The sequence below is a fragment of the Streptomyces sp. MMS24-W38 genome (assembly GCF_059889265.1).
Map to the genome: position 1 here is coordinate 743,240 of NZ_JCBCPP010000001.1, position 17,281 is coordinate 760,520.

Genomic DNA, 17,281 nt, shown 5'->3' on the forward strand with positions numbered 1-17,281 from the left:
CTCCGTCCCGTTCTCCGTGACCAAACCGGGATCTGGTGCGTCCTGGTGGGATTCGTCGCCGCCGGACGTCCGGCCTCACTTCTCGTCGTCCGGCGGTCCCGTCTGCTCCTCTCCGTTCCTCGGGTGGTGGTGGCTGTTCTTCACGTGGGTGCGCAGGCGGGCCGTGACGTCCTCGGGGGGCAGGAAGCGGGACCAGCGTTCGGGGAACTCGGCGGGCATGTCCGGGTCGGCCTCGTCGCCGGCCGCGGCGGAGGTGCGGGCGACGTACTCGGCGACCTGCTCCTGCCGCAGCCGCTCGTTGGTCTCGCGGGCGGCGGCCGTCGCGGCGGCCGGCCAGACCCGGTCGATGGCGGCGTTGACCGCGGCCCCCACGAGCACGGCGAAGGCGGACACCCCGATCCACAGCAGGACGGCGACGGGGGCCGCGAGGGAGCCGTAGATGGTGGGGCCCTCGACGGTGTTGGTCAGGTAGATCCGCAGCAGGATGCTGCCGATCACCCACATGGCGAGGGCGACCAGGGCGCCGGGCACGTCCTCGATCCACGGGGACCGCACGGGTACGGAGACGTGGTAGAGCGTGGTCAGGAAGGCGACCGACAACAGGATCACCACCGGCCAGTACAGGATCTGCACGAGCGTCGCCGACCAGGGGACGACGCGGACGACGGCGTCCGGGCCCGCCACCATCAGGGGCAGTGCGACCGAGCCGATCAGCAGGGCCGCGATGAACAGCAGGAAGGCCACCAGGCGGGTCTTGACGATGCCGCGCACCCCGTCGAGGCCGTACATCACGGTGATGGTGTCGATGAAGACGTTCACCGCGCGGGAGCCCGACCACACGGCGAACAGGAAGCCGATGGAGATGACGTCGGGTCTGCCGCCTTTCGTGACGTCGTGCAGGATCGGCTCGGCGATCTGCTTCACTCCCCGGTCGGACAGCACGGCGCGCGACGCCTCGAGGAGGTTGGTCTGCAGGCTCTGGATGGTGTCGGCGCCGGTCCAGGAGTCGACGTAGCCGAGCAGGCCGATGATGCTGAGCAGCAGCGGGGGCACCGACAGCAGGGTGAAGAAGGCCGCCTCGGCGGCCAGGCCCAGGATGCGGTACTCCATGCAGGAGTTGACGGTGTCCTTGAGCAGCAGCCAGACGGTCTTGCGTTTGGAGACGTTGCGATACAGGGCGCGGGCCCTGTGAAGTCGACCGGAGGGCGCGTCGGGGGATTCGCTTGCTGGCTGCACGACCCAAAGGTATCCGCCGTGCCCGGCCGTCCTCACCCGAAGGGTCACGAGGTGAGACGGGTGGCGGGGGCGGCGGGTAGGTTCGTCGTCATGGCAGGCAGCACCCACACCGTGACCAACCAGGCACCGCCGCTGACGCAGTACGACGTGTTCGCCGCCGACCGGGCGCTGACGGAGGCGGTCGAGCGGCATCTGGACCCGGCGGTGCTGGACGAGGGCCGGTCCGAACTGTCGGGACTCGGCCGGACCTCCGGCTCCGCGCAGGTGCAGGAGTGGGGGGTGCTCGCCGACGAGAACCCGCCGCGGCTGCGCAGCCACGACCGGTACGGGCACCGGATCGACGAGGTCGACTTCCATCCGGCGTGGCACCGGCTGCTCGGCAAGGGGGTCTCGGCGGGGCTGACGGGCGCGTGGGGGCAACCGGGCGGGCACGTGCGGCGGGCGGCGGCGTTCGTGGTGTGGACGCAGGTCGAGGCCGGCACCTGCTGCCCGCTGTCGATGACGCACGCGGCCGTGCCCGCCCTGCGCGCGGACCCGGCGCTGGCCGCCGAGTGGGAGCCGCGGCTGACGTCACCGGTGTACGACCGGGGCCTGCGGCCGGCCCACGAGAAGGCCGGTGTGCTCTTCGGGATGGCCATGACGGAGAAGCAGGGCGGCAGCGACGTACGCGCGAACACGACGTCCGCGCGGCCGCTGGCCGAGGACGGCGCGTACGAGCTGACCGGGCACAAGTGGTTCTGCTCGGCACCCATGTCGGACGCGTTCCTGGTACTGGCGCAGGCGCCCGGTGGACTCACCTGTTTCCTGGTGCCGCGCGTGCTCGCGGACGGCTCGCGCAACGTGTTCCTCCTCCAGCGGCTCAAGGACAAGCTGGGCAACCGGTCCAACGCGTCCGCCGAGGTCGAGTTCGCGGGGACCTGGGCGCGGCGGGTCGGGGACGAGGGGCGCGGGGTGCACACCGTCATCGGGATGGTGGCGGCGACCCGGCTGGACTGCGTACTGGGCTCGGCGGGGCTGATGCGGCAGGCCGTCGCGCAGGCCGTGCACCACTGCGCGTACCGGGAGGCGTTCGGCGGGAAGCTGGTCGACAAGCCGCTGATGCGCAACGTGCTGGCCGATCTCGCCCTGGAGTCGGAGGCGGCCACCACGCTGGCACTACGGCTGGCCGCCGCCTGTGACGACGGGGGCGAGCAGGAGCGGGCGCTGCTGCGGATCGCGGTGCCGGCGGCCAAGTACTGGGTGACCAAGCGGTGTGCGCCCCTCGTCGTGGAGGCGGCGGAGTGCCTGGGCGGCAACGGGTACGTGGAGGAGTCGGGGATGCCCCGGCTGGTGCGCGAGTCGCCGCTGAACTCGGTGTGGGAGGGCGCGGGCAACGTCCAGGCGCTGGACGTGCTGCGGGCGCTGCGCCGGGAGCCGGGGGCGCTGGACGCGTATCTGCGGGAGGTCGGTCAGGCGCGCGGGGCCGATCACCGGCTGGACGGCGCGATCAGGGGCCTGCTGACCGAGCTGGCCGATCTGGAGGGTGTCGAGGGGCGGGCGCGACGGCTGGTGGAGCGGCTCGCGCTGGTACTCCAGGGCTCGCTGCTGGTGCGGTACGCGCCGCCGCAGGTCGCCGACGCGTTCTGCGCGGCCCGGCTGGGCGGTGACGGGGGCGCGTCGTTCGGGACGCTGCCGCACACCCTCGACCTCGCGGCGGTCGTGGCACGGGCCCGGCCGGAGCCGGCGTGACGCGGAGGCGGTGCTGCGCCGACGGCTCCGGCGCTGGGCGGCCGCCGGCACCCGGAGTCCTGAGCCGGGAGCCACGAGCCGTGAGCCCAGGGGCCCTGGGCCCCCTGGGCCCGCAGTGGTGTCACCGGTCCGTCACCCCGTCCCGGGGGAGGCGGCTCCGGGGCGTGTCCGGGCCGTCGGGGTCACGTGTTCCGCATATTTGCGGGGTCTTCGTCCCTCGGCGGGTCCCCCTGCCGTAGCATCCCTCTACGGGCCACCCCACCTGCTCCACGGTCAACGGTCGGACCACCGGACGCAGTTGGCTTGCCTCGGGAGGACGTTATGAAGCATCGCGGCAGACATCGCCGTCGCAGACGGGGCAGGGCGCTGCGGGCGGCACTGGCCGGGACCGCGCTCGCGCTCACCGCGACGGCCACCATGATCAGCACCTCACAGGCCACCGATGCCGACGACCCCGGGGCGCTGAAGCCGCTGACCGCGTCCGCCGAGACCGCGCCGCTGCGGCTGACCGAGGGCAGTGTGCCCCCGGAGTGGCTCGACCGGCTCTCCGCGGAGATGGGCCGGCCCGTCGGCGTCCGGGCCGTGCTCGACGACACCGACGGTTCCCTGCGGGACGCGGCGGCCTGTCCGGAGGACGACAGGTGGGCGCTGCCCGTCGAGCCGGCCGCCACGCGCGCGTACTGCTGGGACGGCGCCGACGTCGAGGGCTGGCGTTCCGGCGCCGTCACCACGTCCGGGGACGCCGACGACGACGGCCACTGGGGTCCGAGCCGTGTGGTGCTCTCCGGCTGGAGCCAGGGCGACACCGCGGCGGACGGCACCCCGGCGGAGGGCCCCGCGACCGCGGGCACCGGCCCGGGTCAGGGTCTCGCGCGCGTCGCGTTCATCGACGCCGGCGACCCCGACGACCTCCGCTACACCTGGGCGCAGCTCGCCGTCCCGGTGGACGACGGCCGCGACTACCGGGGGTTGGTCTCCCCCGTGTCCGGCATGGTCTGGTACCAGGACAAGCTGCTGGTCACCGCCGGCCGGGGGGACGGCAGCGCGCTGTACGTGTACGACGTGGACCGCGTCCAGCGGGCCACCGTGGACGGCGCGACGGTCGGGCGGGTGCCCGGCGGCTGGTCGGCGGCCGGGGCGCGGTACGTACTGCCGGCCGTCGCCTCGTACCGGACGGCCGACGTGAACGCCCCGCAACCGGGCGGTATCTCGCTGGACCGCAGCACGGCGCCGGACAGCCTGGTCGCGCACGAGGCGGTGCCGAAGGAGCACGACGGGCCGACCCGGCTGTGGCGGTACGCGTTCGACGACGACCGTTCCCGCACGGGGCTGCTGGCCACGGACTCGGCGGGGCAGGCGGACGTGGTCGCGGCGTACGAGACGGAGCTGACGGATGTGCACAGCGTGCTGTCGTACGGGTCGGGCTGGTATCTGGGCCGGATGACCGGGACGCCGGAGGAGCGCGGGACGCTGTGGCGGCAGGACGGGAAGGGGGCGCGGCCCACCCGGTGCGGGGCGGACGGGACGCATCGCTGCTGGAGCGGGCCGGCGGCGTCCCTCTCCTACTGGCAGCAGACCGGCGAGGTGTGGTCCCAGTCCGGCCGCATGCTCTTCGCACTGCCCCTGGACTCCGTCGACCACTCCCTGGACTAGGGCCTGTCCGACCCGACCACCCTTTGGGCCCCTCCACCTCGTCCATCAGGCGTTCGACAGATGTCCGTGCCGGATGGTTCCCTTTCCGGCATGACGACCATCGCCGTGACCATTTGGTCCCTGGAGCAGACCGCGCCCACCGATCTCCTGCCGGCCGCCGTGCCCGAGGGGGATGTGCGGATCGCCCGTTCCGAGGTGCCCTCCCCCGAGTTCAGCCGTTTCCTGTACGCCTCGGTCGGCGGTGACATCCGCTGGACCGACCGGCTGGGGTGGACGTACGCGCAGTGGCTGGAGCACCTGGACCGGCCCGGTGTGGAGACCTGGGTGGCCTACGACCGGGGGACGCCCGCGGGGTACGTGGAGCTGGAGGCGCAGGACGACGGGGTCGTGGAGATCGTCTACTTCGGGCTGATCTCCGCCTTCCGGGGCCGGCGCATCGGCGGGCACCTGCTGTCGTACGGTGTCGCGCGGGCCTGGGACCTGGCGGAGCGCCGGCCCGGACTGAAGCCGACCAGGCGGGTCTGGCTGCACACGTGCAGCAAGGACGGCGAGTACGCCATGGACAACTACCGGCGCCGGGGCTTCAGGCTGTTCGACACCAGGGTCGAGGAAGAGCCCGAGGTCGCCACACCGGGCCCCTGGCCGGGATCCCACCCCGCCTGATCAGCGCGTTCATCCCCCTCGACGGCGCCGCCCGCCCCACCCGGGCGGCGCCGCCCACCTCTCTCGGACCGCGTGGACGAGAGCGCCCGGGCCTCCTGGACCAAGGACACCTGCATCTCCCATTCCGAGACAGGCGCGTCCGAATCATGGATGAAGCTGGACTGCGTCCAGATCTCCGTGCCACGCTTCCGTCATGCCTGGAACGGGAATCGCCTTGGTGAGTCGGCGGCACGTCGACCTCGGCCGTATGTCCAGCGCCATCTGTCCGGCGCGCTGAGAGCACGTTCAGCAGTACCCGACAGCCCTTCTCCGCTCCGTTCCACCCCGCATCTCATCGACTGAACTCCCGCGTGATGACGCGCACTTGCGCCTGTTTCGTCATGCGCAGGTCAGATTCGTCTCCCGCCTGTCCCGAAGGACGTATCAGCCATGGCCGCCAGCCCGCAGGATCCTGCCGCCGCGACCCCCCGCCGCAAGGTGAGCCGTCACCGCGGAGAGGGTCAGTGGGCCGCGGGGCACTTCACTCCGCTCAACGGCAACGAGCAGTTCAAGAAGGACGACGACGGTCTCAACGTTCGGACACGTGTTGAGACGATCTACTCCAAGCGGGGCTTCGGCTCGATCGACCCCAACGACCTGCGCGGCCGCCTGCGCTGGTGGGGCCTGTACACGCAGCGCCGCCCCGGGATCGACGGCGGCCGTACCGGCGTGCTGGAGCCCGAGGAGCTCGAGGACGAGTACTTCATGATGCGGGTCCGCATCACCGGCGGACGACTCACCACGGAGCAGCTGCGCGTGATCGGTGAGATCGCCGAGACCTACGCCCGCGGCACCGCCGACATCACCGACCGGCAGAACATCCAGTACCACTGGATCCGCATCGAGGACGTGCCCGCGATCTGGGAGCGGCTCGAGGCGGTCGGCCTGTCCACCACGGAGGCCTGCGGCGACACCCCGCGCGGCATGCTCGGCTCCCCCGTCGCCGGTGTCGCCGAGGACGAGATCATCGACGGCTCGGCGGCGCTGGACGAGATCGCCCGCCGCTACATCGGCGACCCGCGCTTCTCCAACCTGCCGCGCAAGTTCAAGACGGCCGTCTCCGGCTCCCCGCTGCTGGACGTCGCCCACGAGATCAACGACGTGTCCTTCGTCGGCGTCGTCCATCCCGAGCACGGTCCCGGCTTCGACCTGTGGGTCGGCGGCGGTCTGTCGACCAACCCCAAGTTCGGGGTGCGGCTGGGAACCTGGGTGCCCGAGGCGGACGTGCCCGACGTGTGGGAAGGCGTCATTTCCATCTTCCGCGACCACGGCTACCGGCGGCTGCGCAACCGGGCACGGCTGAAGTTCCTGGTCGCCGACTGGGGCGTGGAGAAGTTCCGCCAGGTGCTGGAGGACGACTACCTGGGCCGCAGGCTGATCGACGGTCCGGCGCCCGAGACGCCCGCGCAGCAGTGGCGCGACCACATCGGGGTGCACCGCCAGAAGGACGGCCGGTTCTACGTCGGCTTCGCGCCGCGGGTGGGCCGGATGGACGGCTCGCTGCTCACCAAGGTCGCCGCGCTGGCCGAGGAGCACGGCTCGGGACGGGTCTCCACCACGGCCGAGCAGAAGATGATCGTCCTGGATGTGCCGCAGGACCGGGTGGACTCGCTCGTGGACGCCCTGGAGTCGCTGGACCTGCGGGTCAAGCCGTCGCCCTTCCGGCGCGGCACGATGGCCTGCACGGGCATCGAGTTCTGCAAGCTCGCCATCGTGGAGACCAAGGAACGCGGCAGCGAGCTCATCGACGAACTGGAGCGCCGACTGCCCGACTTCGGCGAGCCGCTCACCATCAACGTCAACGGCTGCCCGAACGCCTGCGCCCGTATCCAGACCGCGGACATCGGTCTCAAGGGGCAGCTGGTCACCGACGCCGAGGGCCGGCAGGTCAGCGGCTACCAGGTGCACCTGGGCGGCGCCCTCGGCCTGGACCCCGCGTTCGGCCGCAAGGTGCGCGGTCTGAAGGTCACCTCGGACGAGCTGCCGGACTACATCGAGCGGGTGCTGAAGCGCTTCCAGGCGGAGCGCGAGGAAGGCGAACGGTTCGCCACCTGGGCGGCCCGTGCCGATGCGGAGGCCCTGTCGTGAGTGAGCGGGCCGCGCCCTTCTACTGCCCCTACTGCGGTGACGAGGACCTGCGTCCCGGCGAGGAGGGACCGGGGGCCTGGGAGTGCGGGGCGTGCAATCGGGGCTTTCGGCTGAAGTTCCTCGGACTGCTCGCCCGCGGAATCGAGCGAACCGACACGGGAGGGGACCGGACATGACGGCTGTTCAGGAAGAGCGCTCCACCGACGACTTGAGGGCGCTGGCCGAGCAGGCGGGCCGCGACCTGGAGGACGCCTCCGCACTGGAGATCCTGACGTGGGCCGCCGAGACCTTCGGCCCGCGGTTCTGTGTGACCTCCTCGATGGAGGACGCGGTGGTCGCCCATCTCGCCTCCCGCGCCCTGCCCGGCGTCGACGTGGTGTTCCTCGACACCGGCTACCACTTCGAGGAGACCATCGGCACCCGGGACGCGGTGGCGGCCGTGATGGACGTCAACGTCATCACGCTCACCCCGCGGCAGACGGTCGCGGAGCAGGACGCCGAGTACGGGCCGAAGCTGCACGACCGCGACCCCGACCTGTGCTGCGCGCTGCGCAAGGTGCGGCCGCTGGAGGAGGGCCTGCGGGACTACCTGTCCTGGGCGACCGGGCTGCGCCGCGACGAGTCCCCGTCCCGGGCGGACACCCCGGTCGTCGGCTGGGACGAGAAGCGGCAGAAGGTCAAGATCTCCCCCATCGCCCGCTGGACCCAGGACGACGTGGACGCCTACGTCGCCGAGCACGGCGTGCTCACCAACCCGCTGCTGACGGACGGTTACGCCTCGGTGGGCTGCGCCCCCTGCACCCGCCGCGTGCTGGAGGGCGAGGACGCCCGCGCCGGACGCTGGGCGGGCCGCGCCAAGACCGAGTGCGGACTGCACGGCTGACCATGACCGCGCCCTCCGCATCCTCGGCGCCTCCAGCGCCCCCGACACCCCTCACGACCGCCACGAACCAGGAGACCGACGTGACGACCGGAGCCACCGTCTGGCTCACTGGTCTGCCGAGCGCAGGCAAGACCACCATCGCCCACGAGCTGGCCGTCCGGCTGCGCGAGGAGGGCCGACGTGTCGAACTGCTCGACGGCGACGAGATCCGCGAGTTCCTCTCCGCGGGCCTCGGCTTCAGCCGCGAGGACCGGCACACCAACGTGCAGCGCATCGGCTTCGTCGCCGAACTGCTCGCCCGTAACGGCGTCACCGCGCTGGTCCCGGTGATCGCGCCGTACGCCGACAGCCGGGACGCGGTCCGGGGGCGGCACGAGACGAACGGCACGTCGTACCTCGAGGTGCATGTGGCGACTCCGGTCGAGGTGTGCTCCGCACGCGACGTGAAGGGTCTGTACGCCAAACAGGCCGCGGGTGAGCTCACCGGGCTGACCGGGGTGGACGACCCGTACGAGGCTCCCGTCTCACCCGATCTGCGCATCGAGTCGCAGCACCAGACCGTCCAGGAATCCGCCGCGGCGGTGCACGCCCTGCTGAGCGAAAGGGGACTGGCATGACAACCGTGGCCACGGTCGAGACGGGCGGCGAGGGCACCGGCGGTGCGGCCGAGCCGTACACCCTCTCCCACCTCGACGCCCTCGAGTCGGAGGCGGTGCACATCTTCCGCGAGGTCGCGGGCGAGTTCGAGAACCCGGTGATCCTCTTCTCCGGCGGCAAGGACTCCATCCTGATGCTGCACCTGGCGCTGAAGGCCTTCGCTCCGGCGCCCGTTCCCTTCTCGCTGCTGCACGTCGACACCGGGCACAACTTCCCCGAGGTCCTCGACTACCGCGACCGCACGGTCGCGCGGCACGGGCTGCGGCTGCACGTCGCCTCCGTGCAGGACTACATCGACCGCGGAGTGCTGCGCGAACGCCCCGACGGAACCCGCAACCCGCTCCAGACGCTGCCGCTCACCGAGAAGATCGCCGCCGAGAGGTTCGACGCCGTGTTCGGCGGTGGCCGCCGGGACGAGGAGAAGGCCCGCGCCAAGGAACGGGTGTTCTCCCTGCGCGACGAGTTCTCCCAGTGGGACCCCCGCCGCCAGCGGCCCGAACTGTGGAACCTCTACAACGGCCGGCACGCCCCCGGGGAGCACGTCCGGGTGTTCCCGCTGTCCAACTGGACCGAGCTGGACGTGTGGCAGTACATCGCCCGCGAGGGGATCGAACTCCCGCAGATCTACTACGCCCACCAGCGCGAGGTGTTCCGGCGGGGCGGCATGTGGCTGACCGCCGGCGACTGGGGCGGCCCGAAGGACGGCGAGCGCGTCGAGAAGCGGCTCGTGCGCTACCGGACGGTGGGCGACATGTCCTGCACCGGCGCGGTCGACTCCGGGGCCGACACCATCGAGAAGGTGATCACCGAGATCGCCGCCTCCCGGCTGACCGAGCGCGGGGCCACCCGCGCCGACGACAAGCTCTCCGAGGCAGCGATGGAAGACCGCAAGCGCGAGGGGTACTTCTAAACATGAGCACGATCACGAGCGAGGCGCTCGCGGAGACGACCCTGCTGCGGTTCGCCACCGCCGGTTCCGTGGACGACGGCAAGTCCACCCTGGTGGGCCGGCTGCTGCACGACTCCAAGTCGGTCCTCACCGACCAGCTCGAGGCCGTGGAGCGGGCGTCGGTGAGCCGCGGCCAGGAGGCCCCCGACCTCGCCCTGCTCACCGACGGGCTGCGGGCCGAGCGGGAACAGGGCATCACCATCGACGTGGCGTACCGTTATTTCGCCACGCCGCGGCGCCGGTTCATCCTCGCCGACACCCCGGGCCATGTGCAGTACACCCGCAACATGGTCACCGGTGCCTCCACCGCGGAGCTGACCGTCATCCTCGTCGACGCCCGCAACGGTGTCGTCGAGCAGACCCGGCGGCACGCCGCCATCGCCGCCCTGCTGCGCGTGCCCCATGTCGTCCTCGCCGTCAACAAGATGGACCTGACCGGCTACGAGGAGGCGGTGTTCGCGCGGATCGCCGAGGAGTTCACGGCGTACGCGACCGAGCTGGGCGTGCCGGAGGTCACCGCGATCCCGATCTCGGCGCTCGTCGGCGACAACGTCGTGGAGCCGTCGGCGCACATGGACTGGTACGGCGGCCCGACGGTGCTGGAGCACCTGGAGACGGTGCCGGTCAGCCACGACCTGGCGCACTGCCACGCCCGGCTGCCCGTGCAGTACGTGATCCGGCCGCAGAGCGCCGAACACCCGGACTACCGGGGGTACGCCGGTCAGATCGCCGCGGGGACGTTCCGCACCGGCGACGAGGTGACCGTGCTGCCGTCCGGCCGGACGACGACGATCACCGGGATCGACCTGCTGGGCAAGCCCGTCGAGGCGGCCTGGACACCGCAGTCGGTGACGCTGCTGCTGGCGGACGACATCGACATCTCCCGCGGTGACCTGCTGGTCCCGAGCAAGGACGCGCCGGCCACCACGCAGGACGTCGAGGCCACCGTGTGCCATGTCGCCGACCAGCCGCTGACCGTCGGCCACCGGGTGCTGCTCAAGCACGGGACCCGCACGGTCAAGGCGATCGTGAAGGACATCCCGGCCCGGCTGACGCTGGACGACCTGTCCCTGCACCCGCACCCCGGGCAGCTCGCCGCCAACGACATCGGCCGGGTGAAGATCCGTACCGCCGAGCCGCTGCCGGCCGACTCGTACGCGAACTCGCGGCGCACCGGTTCGTTCATCCTCATCGATCCGAACGACGGCACCACGCTCACCGCGGGCATGGCCGGCGAGTCCTTCGCCGCCCCCGAGCCCGTCAAGGGCGCCGACGAGGACGACGGGTGGGATTTCTGAACGTGAACTCCACCGGTTTCCACGTCACGTTCGCCAAGGAGGGCGGGCGCATCGGTAGCGGGGCCCTGGGAAGTGGGCAGGGCGGCGTGGCCCGATGTGCGCGATGACGTACGCGCACCGCCCCCGCGCCCTCAGCATCCGTCGCCATAGGCGAGAACCCGCCGACCACCCGGCCGCGGCCTAAGAGTCCGTGACCGCCGGGCCTTCGAGAGGAACACCTCCCGTGCCTGCCACATCCGCCCCGCGCCGCGCGTTCGCCGTGACGGCCGCGCTGGTACTGCTCGCCCTCGCCGGGTGCGGCTACGGCTCCCAGGCCAAGGACAAGGGCGCGGCCGGCATCGTCGCCGGGGCGCGGAAGACCGACGGCCTCGACTCGGTCAGGATCGGCTACTTCGGCAACCTCACCCACGGGACCGCGTTGGTGGGCAACCAGAAGGGCTTCTTCCAGAAGGAGCTCGGTGCCACCGAGGCCCGGTACGCGGTCTTCAACGCGGGGCCGTCCGAGATCGAGGCGCTCAACTCCGGCTCGATCGACATCGGTTGGATCGGCCCCTCCCCGGCGATCAACGGCTACGTCAAGTCACGCGGCAAGAACCTGCGGATCATCGGCGGTTCGGCGTCCGGCGGGGTGAAGCTGGTGGTGAACCCGGACCGGGTGAAGTCCCTCGAGGACGTCGAGGGCAAGCGGATCGCGACCCCGCAGCTCGGCAACACGCAGGACGTGGCGTTCCTCAACTGGGCGTCCGAACAGGGCTGGACGGTCGATCCGCAGAGCGGCAAAGGCGATGTGACGGTCGTCCGCAGCGACAACAAGGTGACCCCGGACGCCTTCGCGGCCGGGTCGGTCGACGGGGCGTGGGTGCCGGAGCCCACCGCGTCGAAACTGGTCGCCGAGGGCGGGAAGGTGCTGCTGGACGAGGCCTCGCTGTGGCCCGACGAGGAGTTCGTCATCACGAACATCGTCGTGCGCCAGGAGTTCCTGGAGAAGCACCCGAAGGCCGTCGAGGCGGTGCTCAGGGCGTCGGTCGAGACCAACCGGTGGATCAACGCCCACCCGGACGAGGCCAGGGCCGCCGCCAACGAGCAGCTGGCGGCCGACTCCGGCAAGGCCCTGCCCGCCGACGTACTGGACCCGGCGTGGGAGTCGATCCGGTTCACCGACGACCCGCTGGCCGCCACCCTCGACGCCCAGGCGGAACACGCCGTCGCGGCGGGCCTGTTGGAGAAGCCCGACCTGAAGGGCGTCTACGACCTCACGCTCCTCGACAAGGTCCTCGCGGCCGAGGGCGCACCCGCCTTCGACGACGCCGGTCTCGGCGTCGGCTGACCCCTGATCCCGAAGAAACGTCCCAGGAGGTGACGACCATGGCCACGACCCTCGCCAAGGCCGCCGACGGCACCGAGACGGCAGCCGCCCACGCCGCCCGGATCGAGCACGTCTCGAAGTCGTACCCGGGCCCGGCCGGGCAGCAGCTCGTCCTGGACGACATCAGCCTCGATGTCGCGCCCGGCGAGTTCGTCACCCTGCTGGGCGCCTCGGGCTGCGGCAAGTCCACGCTGCTCAACCTGGTCGCGGGCCTCGACCGGCCCACCGCCGGCACGATCAGCACGGACGGCCGTCCGGCGCTGATGTTCCAGGAGCACGCGCTGTTCCCCTGGCTGACCGCGGGCAAGAACATCGAACTCGCCCTGAAGCTGAGGGGCGTGCCGAAGTCCGAGCGTCGCGGCCGGGCCGAGGAGCTGCTGGAACTGGTCCGGCTGGGGGGCGCCCACGGCAAGCGGGTGCACGAGCTGTCCGGCGGTATGCGTCAGCGGGTGGCGCTGGCCCGGGCGCTCGCCCAGGAGAGCAGGCTGCTGCTGATGGACGAGCCGTTCGCGGCGCTGGACGCCATCACGCGGGACGTGCTGCACGACGAGCTGACCCGGGTCTGGCGCACCGCGAACACCCGCGGCTCCGCCGCGGGAGGGCTGTCCGTCCTGTTCGTCACGCACAACGTGCGCGAGGCCGTCCGGCTCGCCGGGCGGGTGGTGCTGCTGTCGTCCCGGCCGGGCCGGATCGCCCGCCAGTGGACGGTGGACATCGAGCACCCTCGCCGTATCGAGGACACCGCGGTGGCGGAACTGTCCGTCGAGATCACCGAAGAACTCCGTGGGGAGATCCGCCGTCATGGCAAGCACTGAGACGACCGCCGAGGACGGCGGCGACCTCGCCGGTCTGGAGGCGGGGCTCGACGCACTGGAGACGGTGCAGCGGAGCCGCAGGCCGTGGCGCCGGACGTTCGTCGAGAAGATCCTGCCGCCGGTCCTCGCCGTCGCCCTGGTGCTGGCGGTGTGGCAGGCACTGGTCTCGTTCAGGATCGTCGACGATCCCACCAAGCTGCCCTCACCGGGCGCCGTGTGGGACGTCCTGCGGCAGGCGTGGCTCGAGGGCGAGCTGCTCGGCTACATCTGGACCAGCGTCTCGCGCGGACTGCTCGGCTTCTTCTTCGCGCTGCTGATCGGCACCCCGCTGGGTCTGCTGGTGGCGCGGGTGAGGTTCGTGCGCGCGGCGCTCGGCCCGATCCTGTCCGGGCTGCAGTCCCTGCCGTCGGTGGCGTGGGTGCCGCCGGCCGTGATCTGGCTGGGCCTGAACAACCAGATGATGTACGCGGTGATCCTGCTCGGCGCGGTCCCCTCCATCGCCAACGGCCTGGTCTCCGGCGTCGACCAGGTGTCCCCGCTGTTCGTGCGGGCCGGCCGTACGCTCGGCGCGACGGGTCTGAAGGGCACCTGGCACATCGTGCTGCCGGCCGCGCTGCCCGGCTATGTGGCGGGTCTGAAGCAGGGCTGGGCGTTCTCCTGGCGCTCGCTGATGGCCGCGGAGATCATCGCGTCGTTCCCGGACCTCGGCATCGGCCTCGGGCAGCTGCTGGAGAACGGCCGCAACGCCAGCGACATGGCCATGGTGTTCGAGGCGATCCTGCTGATCCTGACCGTGGGTGTCGCCATCGACCTGCTGATCTTCAGCCCGTTGGAGCGGTGGGTCCTGCGCAGCCGCGGCCTGCTGGCGAAGGACTGAGCCGACCGTGCGCCGACCGGTACTTCTCGTCATCGCCCACGGCAGCCGCGACCCGCGGCACGCCGCGACCGTGCACGCCCTGGTACGGCGGGTGCGGTCGCTACGGCCGGGGCTGCGGGTGGAGACCGGCTTCCTCGACTTCAACATCCCCTCCGTGCCGGGGGTGCTGGAGTCCCTCGCGGCGGAGGGGGTGCGCGACGTGGTGGCCCTCCCGCTGCTGCTGACCCGGGCCTTCCACGCCAAGACGGACATCCCGGCGGTCCTCGCTGAGGCGCCCGCCCGGCTGCGCGTCCGTCAGGCGGACGTCCTGGGCCCGTCCCCCCTGCTCCTCGCCGGGCTGGAACGCCGGCTGTACGAGGCGGGTCTCACCCCCGCCGACAAGTCCTCGACCGGGGTCGTCCTGGCCTCGGCGGGGTCCACCGACCCGGAGGCGATCGCGGTGATCGCAGCAATCGCGCGGGAGTGGCGGCACACCGGTTGGTGCGCCGTGCGGCCTGCGTTCGCCTCCGCCGGTTCTCCCGCGGGCTTCCCCCGCACCGAGGACGCGGTGCGGGAGCTGCACGCCCTCGGCTGCGAGCGCGTCGCCGTCGCCCCGTACGTGCTCGCCCCCGGCTTCCTCCCGGACCGCATCGCGCGGGGCGCGGCGGCGGCGGACGTACGGGCGGACGTGCTGGGCCCGGCCCCCGAGGTGGCGCGGGTCCTGCTGGAGCGGTACGACGCGGCGCGGACGCCGGCGCTGGCGGCGGTGGGGGCGCTGGGGGCCTGACGGCGCGGGCTCAAGGATGTGCGGCCCCGGGCCCGCACCGGCCGGTCACTCCTCGTCCGGGTCGAACAGCGTCCCCTGGTGGAAGTAGAGAAGCCAGTCCCGGCCGGTGCGACGCCACAGCGAACTGCGGCGCGCGCGGCGGCCGTTGTGGTCCGTTTCGAAGGTGAGGTGGACGACGTCGGGGGCGAGCTGCGTGGCCTTGATGTCGGAGACGGTGCCGGCCAGGTCCCCCGAGACGTGTTCGCCGGCGAGCAGGGCGATGATCGAGTCACGGTCCCAGATCCGTCCGGAGGCACCGAACTCGACGAACTCCGGATGCAGCAGCGCCCCGACCCGCTCGGGCGAGCGGCGCACCTCGGGGTCCAGGAGTTTCAGTTCGCCCTCGATGGCGGCGTCCACGGCCTTGTTCTCCTCATGCACGGGTGAGCTCCACGAGCTTGACGACGGTGTTCCAGTTGCGGGTAGTGGCGATGACGCCCCTGGTGATCCGGGGCCTGGCCAGTTGCTCGGCGATTTCGGAGCGGCCGAGGCCGTCCGGTGCGTACAGGTAGAGGGCGCGGTCGCCGAGGCGGAACTCCTCGGGCAGGTGGGCCGCCCCGTCGATCTGCGCGAAGCGGTCGGCGTCGACGGCGGCGGAGAAGTAGGTGACGTGGAGCTGCTTGGGGGCCAGTTCGGCGGCCGGGAACGGGCAGGCGTCGGCGACGCTCCGTAAGTAGGCGTGGTCGCGCACGATCACGTCGACGGCGAAGCCGAAGTGCCGCTCGATCGCCTCCGCGAGTGAGGCGGCCAGCGACTCCTCGTCGCCGTGCGGGGAGGTGAACACGGCCTGGCCGCTCTGGAGATGGGTGCGCACCGCTTCGTGGCCGAGGCCTTCCATCAGGGTGCGCAGTTCGGCCATCGGGACTCTTCTGCCGCCGCCCACGTTGATCCCGCGCAGCAGCGCCGCGTATGTCGTCGCCATGCCCACACGATAGGGCGGCCGTCGCACCCCGTGGGGCTGGGCACGACGGCCGTGTCCGCGCGGGACGGAGCCGGGTGGGGCGGCACGGACTGCGTGAAACGGCTACCGCCGCTTCGGCAGCTCCGCCTCGATGAGGTCGGCCGCCCTGGGGGTGCCGCCCTCCTGGGCCATCTCCGCCTGGATCTGCTTCAGTCGGCGGGCGACCTCCGGATCGCCGACGAGGTCGAGGGCCGCCGCGCGCAAGGCCTCGGCGGTCGCCTCCCCGGTCGGGACGTGCCGGGCGACGCCGAGTGCCTGGAGCATGTCCGCGTTGCCGAACTGGTCCACCGCCTGGGGTACGGCGATCATCGGTGTGGCCGTGGCCAGCCCTTCCTGGCTGCCGCCGGCACCCGCGTGGGTGATGAACAGGTCGGCCTGTTTCAGGACCGCGAGCTGCGGCACCCAGGACCGCACCTCGACGTTCGCCGGTACGTCGCCCAGTTCGGCGGGGTCGACGTGCTTGCCGATCTGGAGCACCAGGTGCAGGCCGGGCAGGTCGCCGAAGGCCTTGAGGCACTCCCGGTAGAAGTCCGGCTGCTTGGTGAACGAGGACCCGAGCGACACCAGGACGACCTGCTCCGCACCGGAGGGCCGCTGCCACCGCCCCTCGGCGCTCCGGTCCCCCTGGCAGGCTCCGACGAAGGTGTGCACGCTCTCGTCGACCCGGTCGGCATTGGGCTGCAGCGCCTTCGGGATCAGGACGAGGGAGCGGGCGGGGCGGCCCACGAACGGGTCGGGGTGCTCGGTGATCCCGTTCTCCTCCAGCCAGGCGCGGAAGCGGGCGTAGTAGGCCTGGCCGCGCTCGGTCCTCAGCGGCTCCTCCCACATCGGCTCGCCGACTTCCTTCTCGTATCCCTCCCAGGCGACGAGGTTCGGCGAGAGGGAGACCACGGGCACGCTCCAGCGGTGGCCGAGCACGCGCGCCGGGTAGGAGGTGATGTCGTGCAGCACCAGGTCGGGGGTGTCCCCCTCGTAGGCCGCGATCAGCTGCGGGAGCGCCTGGATCGCGTCGTCGAGGAACGGCTCCACGTTGTCCAGCAGGGTGCTCCCCCACGCCTCCGGGTCGTCGTCGGGTGAGGGCAGCGTGGAGTTCCAGAGCTTCACCTCGGCTCCGGTCTCGGCGACCTTGTCCGCGAAGACCGGCGGGATCGCGTACGTCACCCGGTGGCCGCGCGCCACGAGTTCGCGGATCACCTCGAGGCTCGGGTTCACGTGGCCGTGGGCGGCGATGGAGAACATGGCGATGTGAGCGGGACTGGTCAT

The 17,281-nt window shown here is 71.9% G+C and carries 18 protein-coding genes; 14 read left to right on the forward strand and 4 right to left on the reverse strand.

Annotation, left to right across the window (positions count from 1 at the left end):
• Positions 1–75 precede the first annotated feature (75 nt).
• A complete protein-coding gene (locus AC6F7H_RS02400) occupies positions 76–1,236 on the reverse strand; it encodes a YihY/virulence factor BrkB family protein (RefSeq protein ID WP_500754883.1) in 1,161 nt (386 codons plus the stop codon).
• A gap of 90 nt (positions 1,237–1,326) precedes the next feature.
• Between AC6F7H_RS02400 and AC6F7H_RS02405 the strand changes: the two genes are divergently transcribed.
• The 14 genes from AC6F7H_RS02405 (at position 1,327) to AC6F7H_RS02470 (ending at position 15,018) form a co-directional block, all read left to right on the forward strand.
• Positions 1,327–2,964, forward strand: coding sequence for an acyl-CoA dehydrogenase family protein (locus AC6F7H_RS02405; RefSeq protein ID WP_500754884.1), 1,638 nt, complete (start codon positions 1,327–1,329; stop codon positions 2,962–2,964).
• Positions 2,965–3,285: 321 nt separating this feature from the next.
• Positions 3,286–4,617: a hypothetical protein gene (locus AC6F7H_RS02410; RefSeq protein ID WP_500754886.1), complete on the forward strand. Its 1,332-nt coding sequence runs from the start codon at positions 3,286–3,288 to the stop codon at positions 4,615–4,617.
• A 90-nt stretch (positions 4,618–4,707) separates the two neighbouring features.
• Positions 4,708–5,280, forward strand: coding sequence for a GNAT family N-acetyltransferase (locus tag AC6F7H_RS02415; RefSeq protein WP_500754887.1), 573 nt, complete (start codon positions 4,708–4,710; stop codon positions 5,278–5,280).
• Positions 5,281–5,473: 193 nt separating this feature from the next.
• On the forward strand, positions 5,474–5,557 hold the full coding sequence (locus AC6F7H_RS02420; protein ID WP_310887545.1) for a putative leader peptide: 84 nt from the start codon (positions 5,474–5,476) through the stop codon (positions 5,555–5,557).
• A 152-nt stretch (positions 5,558–5,709) separates the two neighbouring features.
• Positions 5,710–7,407 (forward strand): nitrite/sulfite reductase, encoded by a 1,698-nt coding sequence (locus AC6F7H_RS02425; RefSeq protein WP_500754889.1) that lies wholly within the window; start codon positions 5,710–5,712, stop codon positions 7,405–7,407.
• Positions 7,404–7,583, forward strand: coding sequence for a hypothetical protein (locus AC6F7H_RS02430; RefSeq protein ID WP_500754890.1), 180 nt, complete (start codon positions 7,404–7,406; stop codon positions 7,581–7,583). Before AC6F7H_RS02425 ends, AC6F7H_RS02430 begins: the two co-directional genes overlap by 4 nt.
• Positions 7,580–8,290, forward strand: coding sequence for a phosphoadenylyl-sulfate reductase (locus tag AC6F7H_RS02435; protein WP_500754891.1), 711 nt, complete (start codon positions 7,580–7,582; stop codon positions 8,288–8,290). The genes AC6F7H_RS02430 and AC6F7H_RS02435 overlap by 4 nt, the downstream gene beginning before the upstream one ends.
• An 80-nt stretch (positions 8,291–8,370) precedes the next feature.
• Positions 8,371–8,907: an adenylyl-sulfate kinase gene (gene cysC / locus AC6F7H_RS02440; protein ID WP_500754892.1), complete on the forward strand. Its 537-nt coding sequence runs from the start codon at positions 8,371–8,373 to the stop codon at positions 8,905–8,907.
• On the forward strand, positions 8,904–9,857 hold the full coding sequence (gene cysD, locus AC6F7H_RS02445) for a sulfate adenylyltransferase subunit CysD (RefSeq protein WP_500754894.1): 954 nt from the start codon (positions 8,904–8,906) through the stop codon (positions 9,855–9,857). The genes cysC and cysD overlap by 4 nt, the downstream gene beginning before the upstream one ends.
• 2 nt (positions 9,858–9,859) lie before the next feature.
• Positions 9,860–11,194 (forward strand): sulfate adenylyltransferase subunit 1, encoded by a 1,335-nt coding sequence (locus AC6F7H_RS02450; protein WP_500754895.1) that lies wholly within the window; start codon positions 9,860–9,862, stop codon positions 11,192–11,194.
• A gap of 223 nt (positions 11,195–11,417) precedes the next feature.
• Positions 11,418–12,521, forward strand: coding sequence for an aliphatic sulfonate ABC transporter substrate-binding protein (locus AC6F7H_RS02455; RefSeq protein WP_500754896.1), 1,104 nt, complete (start codon positions 11,418–11,420; stop codon positions 12,519–12,521).
• Between the two features lie 38 nt (positions 12,522–12,559).
• Positions 12,560–13,375, forward strand: coding sequence for an ABC transporter ATP-binding protein (locus AC6F7H_RS02460; protein ID WP_500754897.1), 816 nt, complete (start codon positions 12,560–12,562; stop codon positions 13,373–13,375).
• Positions 13,362–14,252 (forward strand): ABC transporter permease, encoded by an 891-nt coding sequence (locus AC6F7H_RS02465; protein WP_500754898.1) that lies wholly within the window; start codon positions 13,362–13,364, stop codon positions 14,250–14,252. Before AC6F7H_RS02460 ends, AC6F7H_RS02465 begins: the two co-directional genes overlap by 14 nt.
• Before the next feature lie 7 nt (positions 14,253–14,259).
• On the forward strand, positions 14,260–15,018 hold the full coding sequence (locus tag AC6F7H_RS02470) for a sirohydrochlorin chelatase (RefSeq protein WP_500754899.1): 759 nt from the start codon (positions 14,260–14,262) through the stop codon (positions 15,016–15,018).
• A 45-nt stretch (positions 15,019–15,063) separates the two neighbouring features.
• On the opposite strand, the gene AC6F7H_RS02475 is transcribed toward AC6F7H_RS02470, so the two are convergent.
• The 3 genes from AC6F7H_RS02475 to mgt all read right to left on the reverse strand — a co-directional run bounded on the left by AC6F7H_RS02475 (position 15,064) and on the right by mgt (position 17,281).
• Entirely contained in the window at positions 15,064–15,438 is a 375-nt protein-coding gene (locus tag AC6F7H_RS02475; protein ID WP_500754900.1) for a nuclear transport factor 2 family protein, read from the reverse strand.
• Positions 15,431–15,979 (reverse strand): DUF1697 domain-containing protein, encoded by a 549-nt coding sequence (locus tag AC6F7H_RS02480; RefSeq protein WP_500754902.1) that lies wholly within the window; start codon positions 15,977–15,979, stop codon positions 15,431–15,433. The genes AC6F7H_RS02475 and AC6F7H_RS02480 overlap by 8 nt, the downstream gene beginning before the upstream one ends.
• Positions 15,980–16,081: 102 nt before the next feature.
• A complete protein-coding gene (gene mgt / locus AC6F7H_RS02485) occupies positions 16,082–17,281 on the reverse strand; it encodes a macrolide-inactivating glycosyltransferase (RefSeq protein WP_500754903.1) in 1,200 nt (399 codons plus the stop codon).